The sequence below is a fragment of the Kocuria rosea subsp. polaris genome, assembly GCF_001483755.1.
GTDB classification, from domain to species: Bacteria; Actinomycetota; Actinomycetes; order Actinomycetales; family Micrococcaceae; genus Kocuria; species Kocuria cellulosilytica.
Window position 1 is genome coordinate 158,872 of sequence record NZ_LQBK01000002.1, and the last position, 14,533, is coordinate 173,404.

Genomic DNA, 14,533 nt, shown 5'->3' on the forward strand with positions numbered 1-14,533 from the left:
CGCAGGTCTCAGCCCAGGACGGCGCGCACCCGGGGCGCCACCTCGGCGCCGAGGAGCGTGATCGACTCCAGCGCCAGGTGGTGCGGGACCCCGCCGGCGTCCATCCGCAGCAGCAGGCGCTCGTGGCCGATCGCGCGCTGCTGCGCCACGATCTTGGTGACGGCCTCGTCCACGTCCCCCACCACGAGGGTCCCCTCGGGGCCGCACTCCCGGTCGTACTCCTCCCGGGTCCAGCGGGGATCGTCCGGGCGGACCGGCCCGTGGCTGCGGGCGCCCGCGGCGAAGCAGGGGTGGCTGAGCTCCCGGGCCCGCGCCGGGGTGCGCGCCACGAAGCCCGGCACGCTGAGGCTCACGGGGGTCCGGACGTCCCGGCCGGACGCCTCGAGGGCCCACCGGTAGGCGGCGACGACGGGCACGGCCCCGGCGAACGGGCCGTGCGTGCGCAGCAGGGCGAGGGGCAGTCCCAGGGCCGCGGCGCGGGCCACGGAGGCCGGTGTGCCGGTGGTGCCCAGCCAGATCGGCAGGCACGGCTGCAGCGGGCGGGGCCTGAGGTCGAGGTCCACGCCGTGCTGGGGGAGCGGGCCGGCCAGGGTCACGGGGTCCGTCTCGCGCACCCGGAGCAGCTGGCGCAGCTTCTCCTCGAACACGGTGTCGTGGTCGTCCTGCGCCAGACCCAGGGCCTGCCGCACGGCCCGGGAGGCGCCGCGGCCCACGATCATCTCCGCCCGGCCGCCCGAGATGTTGTCCAGCATGGCGATCTGCTCGTAGAGCCGGACGGGGTCCCCGGCCGTGAGCACGGAGACGGCGGTGGTGAGCCGCAGGAGGTGGGTGCGGCCGGCGATCGCGGACAGCAGCACCACGGGGGAGGCGGCCACCACGTCCGTGCCGTGGTTCTCCCCGACGCCCATCACGGTGAGCCCGGCGCGCTCCGCGGCCTCGGCCTGCTCGATGAGGTCCCGCAGGCGCTGACGGCTGTCGGGGCGGGCGCCCGTGACGGGGTCCGGGACCACCTCGCCCAGGGAGAAGATGCCGATCTCGAAGTTCATGGCGCACCTCGGCGTGCACGGGGCGTGCCTCCGGTCCGGAAGCCCGGCCCGGGAGACCGGACCGGACGTCCAGTCTAGTGCGGGTGCGCGGGCCCGGTCTTGAGCCGGCAGTGAAATCCTGTGCCCCCGGGCGGCCCGGCCTCTACGCTGGAGGGCATGGCTACCGTTGACATCACCCAGGACACCCTGGGCCAGACCATTGCCGAGAACGACATCGTCCTGCTCGACTGGTGGGCCGAGTGGTGCGGGCCCTGCAAGCAGTTCGCGCCGACCTACGAGGCCGCCTCCGAGAAGCACGAGGACATCGTCTTCGGGAAGGTCGACACGGAGGAGCAGCAGATGCTCGCCGCGTCGGCCCAGATCTCGTCGATCCCCACCCTCATGGCCTTCCGCGAGGGCATCCTCGTGTTCTCCCAGCCGGGCGCCCTGCCCGCGTCCGCCCTCGACCAGGTCATCGACGCCGTCAAGGGCCTCGACATGGAAGAGGTCCGCGCCGAGGTCGCCAAGCAGTCCCAGGACGCGCCCAACGCCTGACCACCGCACCCGCACGACCGCGCCGGGCCCCGCCTCCGAGGAGGCGGGGCCCGGCGCGGTCGTCTCCGGCCGGCGCGGCTCAGGCGACGCCGGCGACGCCGAACAGCGAGCCGAGCGCGAAGGTCGCCAGGAGGGCCAGCGCCCCGCCCACCACCACGCGCACCACCGCGCGGCCCCGCTGCGGGGTGTCCCCGAGACGGGCCCCCAGCCAGCCGGTGAGCGCGAGCGCCGCGAGCACGGCGACGAAGGTCACGGGGATCCGCCAGGCCTCGGGCGGCAGCAGGATCGCGAGCATCGGCAGCAGCGCGCCGACGAGGAAGGCCAGCGCGGAGGCGACCGCCGCGCCCCACGGGCTGACGATGTCCTCCTCGTCGATGTTGAGCTCCGCGTCGAGGTGCGCGGCCAGGGCGTCGTGCTCGGTGAGCTCCACCGCCACCTGCCGGGCCGTCCCGGCGGAGAGACCCTTGGTCTCGTAGATCTCGGCGAGCTCCCGGAGCTCGGCCTCGGGCATGTCGATGAGCTCCTGCTTCTCCTTCTCGATGAGGGCCCGGTGCGAGTCCGCCTGGCTGGACACCGAGACGTACTCGCCCTGGGCCATCGACAGGGCCCCGCCGACCAGGGCGGCGCCCCCGGCCAGGAGGATCGCGCTGGAGTCCGCCGTGGCGCCGGCCACGCCGACCACGACCGCGGCAACGGAGACGATGCCGTCGTTGGCGCCCAGGACCCCGGCCCGCAGCTTGTTCATCCGCTCGGTGTAGCCCGCACCGTGCGGCTCCTCGATCACGTGTTCGGTCGTCATGGCTCCATTCAACGCCCGCGGGCCCCGTCCTGCCAGGAAGGACAGGATGTCCTCACCGGCGCCGGTGGTCCTCCGGGTGCAGGCGCGGGGCGAAGGAGGGCTTGCGGAAGCCGGAGGCCCGCAGCAGGCGCACCACCCGCTGCCGGTCGCCCCGCCACGGCTCCAGCAGCTCGAGCATCCGGCGGTCGTCGCCGGGGCGCCGGTCGAAGAACCAGCACACCGTGTCCGCGAGGTGGAAGTCGAAGACGCTGACCGAGTCCGGGTCCCCGTGCGTGCACTGCACGATCTCCGCGACCGTCCACGGCCCGAGCCCGGGGATCGAGCGCAGCCCCCGGTGCAGCTCGGCGTCCAGCGGGGCCCGGCCCAGGCGCTCGAGCGCGGCGGCCCGTCCGGCCACGCGCCGCACGGTGGCGGCCCGGGCGCCGTCGACCCCCGCCCGGTGCCACTCCCACACGGGCACCCGGGCCCAGGCCTCGGCGGTCGGGGCGATCCGCATCCCCTCCGGCGCCGGCCCCGGCGCGGGCTCGCCGTGGCGCCGCACGAGCTGCCGGTGGGCGGCCACGGCCTCGCGCACGGTGACGCGCTGCTCCAGCACCGAGAGCACGGCGCGGTCCAGCACCCGGCCGGTGGCGGGCAGCCGCAGGCCCGGGTGGTGGTGCCGGGCGGCGACCAGCCGGTGCGGCAGGGCACGGAAGGCGTCCGAGGCCTCGAACCGGTCCCACGCGTCCTCGGACCCCGCCCAGCGCGGGGCCTCGCCGAGGAACTCCCCGGCCCCCGGGCCCCACGCGCGCACGAGCACGGGCCGCTGCAGGGGACGGCCGCCGCCGGTGCGGGAGAAGCGGGCCGTGACCGGGCCCGCCGCGGTCCGCGCGGTGACCCACACGACGTCGGGAGCCGCGACCCGGACCAGGGGATCGGCGCTGCCGCGGCTCAGCACGCCGAGCGTCTGGCCCAGGTGCAGGGCTCCCTCCGGGTCCCACACGAGCTCGGCGTCCGCCGGCAGGGCCGGGCGGCGGCCTGCGGACGGGGGAGCGGTGACGGACATGAGACCATGATGGCAGTCCTGTCCGACGGCGCCGCGCCGGTCCGGGCGGGCCGCCCAGCCACCGAGGAGGCCATGCCCGCCACCGCGCTCCGGCGTCCCGCAGTCCCCACTCCGCCGCCGGCCCCCCTGACCGGGCGGGCCCGGCTGGTGCCGCTGGGCGTGGGACTCCTGGTGCTCGTCCTGTACCTGTGGTGGTCCCTGCTCCAGTGGCACCGGTGGGAGGTCCCGTCCTGGGACCTGGGCATCTTCACCCAGCTCGCCAAGTCCTACGCCGCCGGGGACGGCCCGCTCGTGCACATCAAGGGCCACGGCGCCAACCTGCTCGGCGACCACTTCCACCCGATCCTGGTGCTGCTGGGGCCGGTCTACGCCCTGTTCCCCTCCGCGCTGACCCTGCTCGTGGTCCAGGACCTGCTCGTGGCGGTCTCCGCGTGGGCGCTGACCCGGTTCGCCGTGCGGGCCCTGGGCGCGGCCCCCGGTGCGGCCCTGGGCCTGGCCTACGGGCTGAGCTTCGGTCTCCAGGCCGCCGTCGCGGTGCAGTTCCACGAGGTGGCCTTCGCGCTGCCGCTGCTGGTCCTCGCCCTCGGGTCCCTGGTCGAGCGGCGGTGGACCGCGGCCGCGCTGTGGGCCGCGCCGGTCGCGTTCGTCAAGGAGGACCTGGGCGTCACGGTCGCGGTCCTCGGCCTGGTGCTCGCCGGGCGCGCGCACCGCGAGGCGGGCGGGGACCGCCGCCCGGTGCTGCTCGGGCTCGGGCTCGCCGGGTGGGGCGCGGCCTGGTCCGTGCTCGCCGTGACCGTGGTGCTGCCCGCCCTCAGCCCGGACGGTCGGTTCGCGTACGCGGACCGGCTGGACCTCGCGGCGGCGGCCGCCGACCCCGTCGGGGCGCTCGTCTCCCTCGTGGTGCCGGGCCAGAAGGCGCTCACCTGGCTGACCGTGCTGGCCGTGGGCGCGGTGGTCGTGGTGCGCTCGCCGCTGGCGCTCGTGGCGCTGCCCACGCTGGTCTGGCGGATGCTCTCGCCCAACCACGGCTACTGGGGCACGGGGTGGCACTACAGCGCCGTGCTCATGCCCATCGTGCTCGTCGCGCTGCTCGACGCCGTGCTGCGCCTGCGCGGCGGACGGCTCCGGCGGCTCGGCCGGGCCGCGCCGGCACTGGCGCTCGTCGTCGCGCTCCTGCTGGTCCCGGGACGCCCGCTGGCCGACCTCGTGGACCCCGCCGCCTACCGGCCGGACCCCCGGGCGGAGGCCAAGGCGGCCGTCGTCACGGCCGTCCCCGAGGGGGCGAGCGTGGCCACCGACCTGACCCTGCTGCACCACCTCGTGCCCCGCGCCCAGGTGCACTGGCTGGGCAACGAGGGCGATCCGGCCCCGGAGTACGTGGTGGTGGACCGGCTGGGCACCGCGTGGGGCGGGAACCCGCCGGGGGACGTGGCCGACTGGTCCCGGCAGCGCTACGGCGCCGGCTACGCGGTGGTGCGTGACGAGAAGCACCTCGTGGTGGTGCGCCGCCGGGGCTGACCGCGCCGCCGGGTGCGCTAGACTGGTCGGACCGAATCCGGTCACTCCCTCACTTTCTCGTGCAACGCGGTGCCATGACGCGCACCGTGTTCGGCCGCGGCCCGCGCCGCGCCGTGTCCGACGCTCCCGTTCCGAACGGGGCTCCAAGTGGTTGGCAGGGACGTCCGGACACCACGACCGTGGCCGACGCCCCCGGACCTGCTCCCGGGCCGCCACCTGCACAGATACGAGGCACTTCTCCATGACCGTCGACACCCCCAGCACCTCCGGCACCGCCGAGGAGCACACCACCACCTTTGCCGAGCTCGGCATCGACTCCCGGGTGCTCGCCACCCTCGACGAGGTCGGCTACGAGAACCCCACGCCCATCCAGGCCGCCACCATCCCGGTGCTGCTGCAGGGCAAGGACGTGGTGGGCCTGGCCCAGACCGGCACCGGCAAGACCGCGGCCTTCGCCGTTCCCGCGCTGTCCCGGCTGGCCGAGCTCTCCGACGTGAACGGCGTCTCCCGGGACACCCAGGTCCTGGTGCTCGCCCCGACCCGCGAGCTGGCCCTCCAGGTCGGGGAGGCGTTCTCCTCCTACGCCACCCACCTCGAGGACTTCACCGTCCTGCCGGTCTACGGCGGCTCCCCCTACGGCCCGCAGCTGGCCGGGCTGCGCCGCGGTGCCCAGGTCGTGGTCGGCACGCCCGGCCGCGTGATCGACCACCTCAAGAAGGGGTCCCTGGACCTGTCCCACCTGCAGTACGTGGTCCTCGACGAGGCCGACGAGATGCTGCGCATGGGCTTCGCCGAGGACGTCGAGCAGATCCTCTCGCAGACCCCGGTCGAGAAGCAGGTCGCGCTGTTCTCCGCGACCATGCCCCCCGCCATCCGCAAGATCGCCAAGAAGTACCTGCGGGACCCGCAGGAGATCGCCGTCAAGGGCAAGACCACCACGGGCACCAACACCCGCCAGCGGTACCTGCAGGTCATGGGCTCGCACAAGATGGAGGCCATGACCCGGATCCTCGAGGTCGGGGACTACGACGGCGTCATCGTCTTCGTGCGGACCAAGGCCGCCACCGAGGAGGTCGCCGACCGGCTCAAGGCCCGCGGCTATGCGGCCGCCGCCATCAACGGCGACATCCCGCAGAACATGCGCGAGCGCACCGTCGAGGCCCTGCGCGAGGGCAAGATCGACGTCCTCGTGGCCACGGACGTCGCGGCCCGCGGGCTCGACGTCGAGCGGATCTCCCTCGTGGTCAACTACGACATCCCGCACGACACCGAGTCCTACGTGCACCGGATCGGCCGCACCGGCCGCGCCGGGCGCTCCGGCGAGGCGATCCTGTTCATGACGCCTCGGGAGAAGTACCTGCTGCGCGCCATCGAGAAGGCCACCCGCCAGCCGGTGGAGCTCATGCGCATGCCCTCCACGGAGGACGTGAACCAGACCCGCAAGGACAAGTTCGCACAGCAGATCACGGACACCATCGAGTCCGAGGACCTCGCGCAGTTCCGCGAGCTCGTGGAGCAGTACCAGGCCGAGCACGACGTCGACGCGGTGGAGATCGCCGCCGCGATCGCCGTGATGGCCCAGGACGGCCGGCCCTTCTTCGTGGAGGAGCTGCCCGAGCCGGTGCAGCGCACCCGCGACCGGGACCGTCCGGGGCGGGACGGCGACGACCGCCCGCGCCGCGAGCCGCGCACCGAGAAGGGCATGGCCACCTACCGGATGTCCGTGGGGCACCGGCACCGCGTCTCGCCGGGCTCCGTGGTCGGGGCCCTCACCAACGAGGGCGGCCTGAGCGGCGAGCAGATCGGCGCGATCGACATCCGCTCGACCCACACCCTCGTGGGCCTGCCCGAGAACCTGCCCGCCTCGACGCTGGACCGGCTCTCCCGCACCCGGATCAACGGGGAGCTCATCCAGCTCGAGGCCGACCGCGGCCCCGGCGGCGGCGGCCGGGCCCGTCCGCGCAGCACCTCGTCCTCCTACCAGGACCGTCCCCGCCGCGGCGGCGGCGCCCGGGGCGACGACTCCCGCGGCGGCTACCAGGGCAAGAGGTCCGGTCCCTCCGCGGGGGACCGGGACGGCGACAGGCCGTTCCGCAAGCCGCGGCACAAGAAGTACTGAGCCCGGGGGCAGGACCCCCGCGCCGCAGGGAGGGGACGGGCCGCACGGCCCGTCCCCTCCCTGCGTCTGCCGCCCGCGGACCGGCGACCGTCGCGCGGAGCCGTGCCGCGTCCAGGAGCTCCGGGCCCGGGTACGGCCCGCGCGGGGGCCGGAGCGGCCGGGGCCCCTCCCACGGGGCCCGGCGGACGGTGCGTCAGGGCTCGTCGGTGCCGTCCTCGTCCTCGCCGCCGTGCTGACCGCCCTCGGACCCGTCCTGCTCGTCGTGGTCGAGCAGGTCCGAGGCCTGCGGGATCCGCGGGGGTCTCCGGTCGTCGAGGAGTTCGTCGGCGGCGTGGGCGAGGAGGTCCCGCTGCAGGGCCGGCAGGGTGAGGGAGTGGTGCAGGAAGGCCTCGATCTCCAGCTCCCCGGCCTCACCGCCGATGCTGAAGTAGTGCACCCACAGCCGGCCCGGGTCGATCCCGGTCGCCTCGAGGGCCCGGCGCACCAGGTCTGCCTGGGCCCGTCCCGCAGCGTCGTCGTCCATCGCCGCCCGCTCCTCAGCGTGTGGGGTCAGTGGCCCGCTCCGCGATCCGGCGGGCGATCTGCGCCAGGGGCCGGCGCTGCTGCCGGGAGGCCTCGATCAGCAGGCGGCGGGCGGACTCGTGGTCGGTGGCATGGCGTTCCATCAGCATCCCGGTGGCGGTCTCCACCGCGGTCCGGTCGGCGAGGGCCTGCTGCATCGAGGCGCTGAGCCGCTGCGGGGCGTCGCTGCCCTGGGCCGCCCCGAGCAGGGTGCCGGCGGCGGAGGCCAGCAGCAGCAGCTGGTGCTCGGCCCGGTCGTCGAAGGCTCCAGCGGTGGTGGCGTAGATCTTCATCGCGCCCAGGCGGCGCTCCCGGTAGAGCACCGGGACGCTGAGCACCGAGGCGATCCCGGTCGCGGCCGCGGTCCGGGACCACTCCGGCCACCGGGCGTCGGTGGCGGTGTCCTCGAGGCGCTGGAGGGACTCGGTGGCCCAGGCGCTCAAGCACGGGCCCTCGCCGAGCTCGTACTGGGCGGCGTCGGCGGACTCCACCCACGGGTCCGTGGCCGCGACCGACGTCCTGCGCCCGGTGTCGTCGAGCAGGGAGACCCCGGCCCCGGCGGCGGAGCCGATCAGGTCCTGGGCGGCACGGGCCAGCTGCGTCGCGGCGGCCTCGGCCGATTCCTGGCTCAGCAGCATTCCCTGGATGCGGGCGAAGACCGTGGTCAGGTCCGCGGTCGTGGCGGTGGTCGTGGGCTCCATCGGGACTCCCCGGTCGGTCGGGTGGACACGGGCCGGCACAGGACGCGACGGCCCGGGGAGGCCACCCCGTGCAGGGCGGCCGGCTGTCCTGGGCCACCTCTGGCTCCTCAGCTTACGCCGGGACGGCCCACCGCGCCGGACGTGGCCGCGGGCGCCCCGGAGAGCGGAGCCGCGGTGGCGCGAGGACGCGGTGCCCCGGGATCGCGCCCCACGGCCGGCAGCACGGCGAGGACGCCGAGGACTCCGGCCACGGTGAAGGCGAGGACCGGCGAGGTCGAGCTCAGCAGGACTCCCAGCAGCACCGAGCCGATCGCCTGACCGACGGCCAGGGCGATGAACAGCACGGCGGTCCCTTCGGCGGCGCGGTCGGGAACGAGCCGCGCCGCCCAGACGATGAGGACACCGCACACGGCGGTGTAGCCGGCGCCGAACACGGCCGCGGAGACGTACGCGGCACCGGGGGCACCCGGTGCCGCGCCCAGGACGACGGTCGCGGCGGCCATGGCCACCGTGGTCAGGTTCCACGCGGTCCGCAGGGTCCAGGTCTGGACGATCCGCCCGGCCGCCGCGCCTAGCACGCCGAACGCGCCCAGGACCATCCAGGCGACGACGGAGTAGGTCTCCTCGCCCGCGCGGGAGTCGACCATGACCGTGCGGCCGAACGTCCAGATCGCGGCGCTCGAGGCCCCGGCCAGCGCCGCCGCGGCGACGGGCCGGAGCAGGCGTGCCGCGTACGGGGTCCGCGCCGGCGGGTCCGTGCGCCGGGCCCGGTGCGCTGACCTGTCGGCACGGAGCGTGGCGACGGTGGCCAGGGCCACCAGACCGGCGATGGCCGCCCACCCCGGACGCCACTGGCCGACCGTGAGGAGCAGGAGGACTCCCGCGGCCACGATGCCCGCTCCGGTGCCGGCGTTGACGAACGTCTGGGCCCGCTCCCGGCGCGCCGGGTCGAGATTGCGCTCGACGAGCGCGACGAGGCCGGGAGTGGCGAACCCGCCGCCGGCACCGGCGAGGACCACGCTCGCGGCGAGGACGCCCCCGTGGGGTGCCGCCGCCACCCCGGCCGATCCCAGGGCGGCCGTCGCCCCGGCGCACACGACGACCAGGCGCGGGCGGGCGCTCAGGCGGGAGGCGAGCACCGCGGCGAGGCAGAAGGAGAGGAAGCTGCCGGCCTGGATCAGCCCCGAGACGACCGGACCGATCTGGAAGGCCTCCGCGAAGCGGGGCAGGAAGAGCCCGTAGCCGAAGCGCGCCAGCCCGTAGGTCGCCGCGATCAGAGCCGTGCCGCTGACCACCAGAGCGCGCATCGCAGCCCTTCCCGAGCACCCGAACCAGGACGATCGTTACGATACACCAGAACGACCGTTCTGGAACCGGGGCTCACTACACTGGAACGGTGACCACGGACCGGCGGACCCCAGCGCGCGCACGGCTGCTCCAGGCGGCCGACCGCGTGCTGTTCGACCACGGGATCCGAGCCACCCCCGTCGACGAGCTGCTGCGCCGGGCAGAGGTCTCCGCGGCCACCATGTACACGCACTTCGACAGCAAGGACGCCCTGGTCGCCGAGGCGCTGCGGGTCCGGCTGACGGAGTGGCGTGCGGTCTGGGACCAGCACGTCGTCGCGGCCGGCGACGACCTGGCGCGGCTGCTCGCGGTGTTCGACGCCCTGGCCGCCTACCGGCGCGGCCAGCAGCACCCGGCACGCTGGTGCGCCTTCCTGGCCACCGCCACCGAGCTGCCCGGAGCCGCGGACGAGATCGACGACGTCCTCGCCGCGGACACCGCCCTGCTCACCGACCGCCTCCTGCACTTCTCCCGACCGCTCGCCGGGGCGGGGGCCCAGGACCTGGCCGACGAGGTGCTCCTGGCCTACAGCGGCACCCTGGCCTCCTTCCTCCGCGGCCGTCCCCGCTCACCGATCGACGTCGGCCGCCAGCTGGCCCGCTCGGCAGCCCGGGCCCACGTGCGTGGCTGACTCCTCCGCCGGCGCCGCGCGGCGCCGGACAGGGTGTTCCGGGCGGACCTGACGGGAGACTCCCGCCGGTGTCGGACCGTGCTCGCCGCCGTCGCGCCCGGTGTGCATCCCGCCGGTCCTCGCGCAGGAGGGGCGGCCGTTCTTCACGAAATCTTCACGGGAGTCGGACCGGACCGGCGGATCCCGCGGTCTACCCTCTGGTGCAGGGCGTGTCCACCGGTGATACGCCGTCGTGCCGAACGGGGCACCGGAGATCGGAGGAGTGCTGTGTCGAACACGGGGAACCACCGGACCGACGGGGGCCGGCGCGGTGGGCCGGAGGGGAGCGACCACGGATCCCACGGAGGCCGGACCATGTACTGGCGCTTCGCGGCCATGATCCTGACCGCGATGGTGGTCATGTACGCCGCGATGTTCGTCGGCTCCTGGGAGTGGGGCCACGTGCGCTGGAGCGAGAGCCGGCTGTTCATGGCGCTGACCATGGGCGGGACCATGGGGCTGATCATGCTCGCCTGGATGCTGAACATGTACAAGAACACGAAGGCCAATGTGGCCGTGGTCGTGGCCAGCCTCCTGCTCCTGGGCGCGGGAACGTTCCTGGACCGCAGCCAGACCACGGTGCAGGACACCGCGTTCATGAGCGCGATGATCCCGCACCACTCCCTGGCCATCACCCGGTCCGAGCGCGCCGAGCTCGCCGATGTTCGGGTGTGCGAACTGGCCGTGGAGATCAGCGAGGCCCAGCGGCGGGAGATCTTCGAGATGGACTGGCTGATCGAGGACATCGAGCGCAACGGCGTGGCGGCCACGGCCCGGGAGGCCGAGGCCCGGGCCGTTCCCGAGTACCAGGAGCCCGCGGAGCGCCGGTGCCCCACGGAGTGAGCTGAGCCCTCCGTCCCGGTCCCGGCGGTCCCGTTCCGCGCCGGCCGGGCGAGGGCGGCCGAGCGCGGCCGAGCGCCGCGGCGGGACTCAGGTGCGGTCGGTGAGTCCCTCTGCCCCGGAGTGCTCGGCGCAGTGGGCGCAGCAGTAGATGGTGTTCCCGGCCTCGACCCCGTGGCCGAGAACACGGCACCCGCAGTGGGCGCAGGTCGGAGCCATGGCGTGGGCGGCGCACTCGAAGCTGTCGAAGGTGCCCGTCCGCTCGCCCTGGGTGAGGGTGAACGTCTTGTCGTAGTCGTTGCCGCAGGTGTCACAGGTGGCCATGGCCGTCTCCTGGTGAGGTGTCCGAGGTGCAGCGGGAAGGTTCGGGGAAGGGATGGGCGTCCCCGCCGGGAGCGGCGGCCTCCGGCGGGGACGGGGTTGTTCAGGCCGGGGGAAGGGCGCCGGCCTCGAGGTCCGTCATCCTCCGTCCGGCGACTGCTCCTCCGGACGGTCGGGGCGCTCGCGCTCCTCGACCGAGGAGCGCACCGCGGGGTCGTCGGTGTCGTCGACCCACGGCTCGGTCTGGCGGTGCTCCTCGACGTGGGCGGGCTGCTGGGCCTGGAGCGCGTCCTCGACCTCGTGCTTCATCTGGTCGTCGAGCTCCGACCCGTGCTTGGTGTTGCCTCTCTCGGCCATCGTGGTCCTCCTCGTCCGAATCGGTTCCTGCAGCGGCTGGTCCGCGCGCACCTCGCGCGGGAGGGGTCAGTCGGTCCCGGCGGCGTCCTCGTCCAGCCCGCGCTGGGCGCGGTCGGCGGCCTCGGAGGAGCCTTCGGGCAGCGGGTCGGCGGCCGGCGGGACCTGACCGGGGGCGTAGTCGGCCAGTCCGGCGGCCACCCGCTCCTGCTCGGTGGCCGCGGCCAGCGCCTCGTCGTCGAGCCGTTCCGGCATCCCGGCGTGGCCCTGGTGGATGGGGCGGGGCAGGGCGTCCTCCTCGGGGGTGATGACGTCGTCGAGGTCCGGGGCGTCGTCGTTGTTCGGAGTGGTCATAGGAAGCCTCCTTACCGTGAACTGTGACACCCACCTTAGTGACCTGCCCCGGGCAAGGGAACCACTGCTCTCCTGTGACGGACCCCGGCCCGGTCAGGGCCGACAGGGCGCGGGAGCCGCCGTGGGCGACGTGCCCAGCCGTCCGGCCGACGGTCCTGCCGGCTCTGCCGAGGACGGGCGCGCGCTCCGCGGACATCTGGTCCCCGCGGCCGGTGTGTGGTTAGGCTGGAGCGTGGTCGAGCAGCCGGCCCGCAGTGCGATCCTGTCGACAAGGATGCTCTCGTGGATCACACCGTCACCGTTCAGGCCGTCCCCGTCGAAGCCGAGGCCGTCCGCCACCACGGCGTTCCCGAGAAGACCGTTCCCCGACGCCCTCCGGCGGTCCCCGCCACGTCCGCCGCCCTGGCGGACGCCCGCTATGTCCTGCCGCTGAGGTGGGACGACGACGCCGGGCTGGCCGGGCTCGCCCGCTACCTGGCCGAGGTCGTGACGTGGCTGCCCGTCACGGTCGTCGACGGCTCCGCCGAGGAGCTCTTCACCGCTCATCGACGAGCGCTGCCCGAGGCGGTCGAGCACGTGCGCCCGGAGCCGCGGCCGGGCCGCAACGGCAAGGTCGCCGGGGTGATGACCGGTGTCCGCCGTGCCCGCGAGGATCGCATCGTGGTGGCCGACGACGACGTGCGCCACACCCGCCGGTCCCTGGAGCGGATCGTGGGGCTGCTGGGGCACGCCGAGGTGGTGCGCCCGCAGAACTACTACCTGGAGCTGCCCTGGCAGGCCCGCTGGGACTCCGGGCGCACCCTGCTCAACCGCGCCCTGGGCGGGGACTGGCCGGGCACCCTGGGGGTGCGCCGGTCGGTGCTGCTGGGCGCGGGCGGCTACGACGGCGACGTCCTGTTCGAGAACCTCGAGCTCGTCCGCACGGTGCGGGCGGCCGGCGGGCGGGAGTGCGTGGCCCTGGACGTGCTCGTGGGCCGGGTGCCGCCCACCGTGCCCCACTTCCTCGGCCAGCGCGTCCGCCAGGCCTACGACGATTTCGCCCAGCCCGGGCGCCTGCTCGCCGAGCTGACCCTGCTGCCCCTGCTGGGCTGGTGCGTGCGGCGCCCCGGCCGGTGGATCGCCGGGGCCGTGGTCGTCTGCGGGACGGCCGAGGCCGGCCGGTGGCGGGAGAGGAGCCGGCGGTGAGCGCGGGAGCGGGACCGGTCGTCGAGATCGCCGAGGACGACCTGTACGGGCTGATCGCGGCCCTGACCCACAGCGACTGGCAGCCCTCCGGCGGCAGTCTCCGGATCAACGTGGTCTACCGGGGGCACGCGCTGGCCGACCGGGACCTGGAGACCAGCCTGTTCCGGCTCCGGGGCGCCTCGAGCGAGCAGATCGAGCCGCACATCCTGCGGAACTTCCGCAAGTACGCCGCCCGGGACACCTCCCCGGGGGACTCGGACTGGAACTGGCTGTCCGTGGCCCAGCACCACGGGCTGCCCACCCGCCTGCTGGACTGGTCGAACTCGCCCTACGTGGCGCTGCACTTCGCCACCGCGGACCCGCGCTGCTACGACCTGCCCGGCGCGGTGTGGTGCGTGGACTACGCGGCGGTGCACGAACTGCTCCCGGCGCAGCTGCGGGAGGAGATCAGCGCGCATGCAGCAGGTCTGTTCACCACCGGCATGCTGGGGCGGGTGGCGTACAGCATGGCCGACTTCGACCGGTTCCGGGACCGGCAGGGGCGAGCGGTGCCGCTGTTCTTCGAGCCCCCGTCGCTGGACGAGCGGATCGTGAACCAGGCCGCGGTCTTCTCCGCCATGTCCGCGGCGACGGCGTCCCTGCACGAGTGGCTGGGCGAGCACCCCGAGCTCTACCGGAAGGTGGTCATCCCGCCGGGGCTGAAGTGGCGGATCCGCGACCACCTCGACCAGGCGAACATGACGGAGCGCGTCCTCTTCCCCGGCCTCGACGGCCTGTGCCGCTGGCTGGGCCGCTACTACGGGCCGCGCCCGGAGGAGGATGCCTCGACCGAGCCGGCCTCGCCGGGGATGGGCGACGGGACGGGCGCCGCGCCCGGCCCGGACGTCACGGGGCGGGCCCCGTGAGCCGGACCAGGGCCGGCGGACCGCCGACGGGGCGCACCGGAGCCCCGGCCGCCGGCGCGGACGCGCCTCCGGTCCTGCAGGTGTTCTACGTGCTCGCCGCCGACGACTTCGCCGACGTGGAGTACGTCTTCACCTGATGACGCGGCGGTGCCCCCGGGGCGGAGCCGGGTCCCGAGGGCGCGCGGGAAGCGGCTCCCCGCCGACGGCGGGGAGCCGCTTCTCCGGTTCCCGGGC

17 protein-coding genes are annotated in these 14,533 nt (G+C 74.8%); 8 read left to right on the plus strand and 9 right to left on the minus strand.

Annotation, left to right across the window (positions count from 1 at the left end):
- Positions 1-8: 8 nt before the first annotated feature.
- Positions 9-1,046, minus strand: coding sequence for an LLM class flavin-dependent oxidoreductase (locus AVL61_RS00850; RefSeq protein WP_058872473.1), 1,038 nt, complete (start codon positions 1,044-1,046; stop codon positions 9-11).
- A 156-nt stretch (positions 1,047-1,202) separates the two neighbouring features.
- Between AVL61_RS00850 and trxA the strand changes: the two genes are divergently transcribed.
- Entirely contained in the window at positions 1,203-1,580 is a 378-nt protein-coding gene (trxA, locus tag AVL61_RS00855) for a thioredoxin (RefSeq protein ID WP_035924949.1), read from the plus strand.
- 79 nt (positions 1,581-1,659) lie between these two features.
- On the opposite strand, the gene AVL61_RS00860 is transcribed toward trxA, so the two are convergent.
- Complete coding sequence (locus AVL61_RS00860; RefSeq protein WP_058872474.1) at positions 1,660-2,379, minus strand: VIT1/CCC1 transporter family protein; 720 nt, start codon at positions 2,377-2,379, stop codon at positions 1,660-1,662.
- A 52-nt stretch (positions 2,380-2,431) separates the two neighbouring features.
- Positions 2,432-3,424 (minus strand): DNA-3-methyladenine glycosylase family protein, encoded by a 993-nt coding sequence (locus tag AVL61_RS00865; protein WP_058872475.1) that lies wholly within the window; start codon positions 3,422-3,424, stop codon positions 2,432-2,434.
- A gap of 6 nt (positions 3,425-3,430) precedes the next feature.
- On the opposite strand from AVL61_RS00865, the gene AVL61_RS00870 reads away from it, so the two are divergent.
- The gene (locus AVL61_RS00870; protein WP_231738228.1) at positions 3,431-4,942 is read left to right on the plus strand and encodes a DUF2079 domain-containing protein; all 1,512 of its coding nucleotides are present in this window, start codon (positions 3,431-3,433) and stop codon (positions 4,940-4,942) included.
- A 241-nt stretch (positions 4,943-5,183) separates the two neighbouring features.
- Positions 5,184-7,061, plus strand: coding sequence for a DEAD/DEAH box helicase (locus tag AVL61_RS00875; RefSeq protein WP_058872477.1), 1,878 nt, complete (start codon positions 5,184-5,186; stop codon positions 7,059-7,061).
- Positions 7,062-7,254: 193 nt separating this feature from the next.
- On the opposite strand, the gene AVL61_RS00880 is transcribed toward AVL61_RS00875, so the two are convergent.
- From AVL61_RS00880 to AVL61_RS00890, 3 genes are all read right to left on the minus strand, one after another.
- Positions 7,255-7,584, minus strand: coding sequence for a hypothetical protein (locus AVL61_RS00880; RefSeq protein WP_058872478.1), 330 nt, complete (start codon positions 7,582-7,584; stop codon positions 7,255-7,257).
- A gap of 13 nt (positions 7,585-7,597) precedes the next feature.
- Complete coding sequence (locus tag AVL61_RS00885) at positions 7,598-8,323, minus strand: GAF and ANTAR domain-containing protein (protein WP_058872479.1); 726 nt, start codon at positions 8,321-8,323, stop codon at positions 7,598-7,600.
- A gap of 107 nt (positions 8,324-8,430) precedes the next feature.
- A complete protein-coding gene (locus AVL61_RS00890; RefSeq protein WP_058872480.1) occupies positions 8,431-9,630 on the minus strand; it encodes an MFS transporter in 1,200 nt (399 codons plus the stop codon).
- An 89-nt stretch (positions 9,631-9,719) separates the two neighbouring features.
- Here AVL61_RS00890 and AVL61_RS00895 point away from each other — a divergent pair, with 89 nt between their 5' ends.
- On the plus strand, positions 9,720-10,301 hold the full coding sequence (locus tag AVL61_RS00895; RefSeq protein ID WP_058872481.1) for a TetR/AcrR family transcriptional regulator: 582 nt from the start codon (positions 9,720-9,722) through the stop codon (positions 10,299-10,301).
- 354 nt (positions 10,302-10,655) lie between these two features.
- Positions 10,656-11,183: a DUF305 domain-containing protein gene (locus AVL61_RS00900; RefSeq protein ID WP_058872630.1), complete on the plus strand. Its 528-nt coding sequence runs from the start codon at positions 10,656-10,658 to the stop codon at positions 11,181-11,183.
- Positions 11,184-11,270: 87 nt separating this feature from the next.
- Here AVL61_RS00900 and AVL61_RS00905 read toward each other — a convergent pair whose 3' ends face one another.
- From AVL61_RS00905 to AVL61_RS00915, 3 genes are all read right to left on the minus strand, one after another.
- A complete protein-coding gene (locus AVL61_RS00905; RefSeq protein ID WP_058872482.1) occupies positions 11,271-11,504 on the minus strand; it encodes a hypothetical protein in 234 nt (77 codons plus the stop codon).
- 135 nt (positions 11,505-11,639) lie between these two features.
- On the minus strand, positions 11,640-11,858 hold the full coding sequence (locus AVL61_RS00910; protein ID WP_058872483.1) for a hypothetical protein: 219 nt from the start codon (positions 11,856-11,858) through the stop codon (positions 11,640-11,642).
- 66 nt (positions 11,859-11,924) lie between these two features.
- Positions 11,925-12,209, minus strand: a complete 285-nt coding sequence (locus AVL61_RS00915) for a hypothetical protein (protein WP_058872484.1) — start codon at positions 12,207-12,209, stop codon at positions 11,925-11,927.
- A 282-nt stretch (positions 12,210-12,491) separates the two neighbouring features.
- Between AVL61_RS00915 and AVL61_RS00920 the strand changes: the two genes are divergently transcribed.
- From AVL61_RS00920 to AVL61_RS17700, 3 genes are read left to right on the plus strand one after another with little or no spacing between them, the layout of a single operon-like run.
- Positions 12,492-13,394 (plus strand): glycosyltransferase family 2 protein, encoded by a 903-nt coding sequence (locus AVL61_RS00920; protein WP_231738229.1) that lies wholly within the window; start codon positions 12,492-12,494, stop codon positions 13,392-13,394.
- A complete protein-coding gene (locus AVL61_RS00925; RefSeq protein ID WP_058872485.1) occupies positions 13,391-14,299 on the plus strand; it encodes an FRG domain-containing protein in 909 nt (302 codons plus the stop codon). The genes AVL61_RS00920 and AVL61_RS00925 overlap by 4 nt, the downstream gene beginning before the upstream one ends.
- Entirely contained in the window at positions 14,296-14,436 is a 141-nt protein-coding gene (locus AVL61_RS17700) for a hypothetical protein (RefSeq protein WP_157571238.1), read from the plus strand. The genes AVL61_RS00925 and AVL61_RS17700 overlap by 4 nt, the downstream gene beginning before the upstream one ends.
- The last annotated feature ends 97 nt before the right edge of the window (positions 14,437-14,533 follow it).

Coding starts and splice junctions, on each gene's coding strand:
- AVL61_RS00860 (WP_058872474.1), bottom strand. CDS start 2,379: ATGACGACCGAACACGTGATCGAGGAGCCGCACGGTGCGGGCTACACC.
- AVL61_RS00890 (WP_058872480.1), bottom strand. CDS start 9,630: ATGCGCGCTCTGGTGGTCAGCGGCACGGCTCTGATCGCGGCGACCTAC.
- AVL61_RS00910 (WP_058872483.1), bottom strand. CDS start 11,858: ATGGCCGAGAGAGGCAACACCAAGCACGGGTCGGAGCTCGACGACCAG.
- AVL61_RS00905 (WP_058872482.1), bottom strand. CDS start 11,504: ATGGCCACCTGTGACACCTGCGGCAACGACTACGACAAGACGTTCACC.
- AVL61_RS00850 (WP_058872473.1), bottom strand. CDS start 1,046: ATGAACTTCGAGATCGGCATCTTCTCCCTGGGCGAGGTGGTCCCGGAC.
- AVL61_RS00865 (WP_058872475.1), bottom strand. CDS start 3,424: ATGTCCGTCACCGCTCCCCCGTCCGCAGGCCGCCGCCCGGCCCTGCCG.
- AVL61_RS00915 (WP_058872484.1), bottom strand. CDS start 12,209: ATGACCACTCCGAACAACGACGACGCCCCGGACCTCGACGACGTCATC.
- AVL61_RS00870 (WP_231738228.1), top strand. CDS start 3,431: ATGATGGCAGTCCTGTCCGACGGCGCCGCGCCGGTCCGGGCGGGCCGC.
- AVL61_RS00880 (WP_058872478.1), bottom strand. CDS start 7,584: ATGGACGACGACGCTGCGGGACGGGCCCAGGCAGACCTGGTGCGCCGG.
- AVL61_RS00885 (WP_058872479.1), bottom strand. CDS start 8,323: ATGGAGCCCACGACCACCGCCACGACCGCGGACCTGACCACGGTCTTC.
- AVL61_RS00875 (WP_058872477.1), top strand. CDS start 5,184: ATGACCGTCGACACCCCCAGCACCTCCGGCACCGCCGAGGAGCACACC.
- trxA (WP_035924949.1), top strand. CDS start 1,203: ATGGCTACCGTTGACATCACCCAGGACACCCTGGGCCAGACCATTGCC.
- AVL61_RS00900 (WP_058872630.1), top strand. CDS start 10,656: ATGTACTGGCGCTTCGCGGCCATGATCCTGACCGCGATGGTGGTCATG.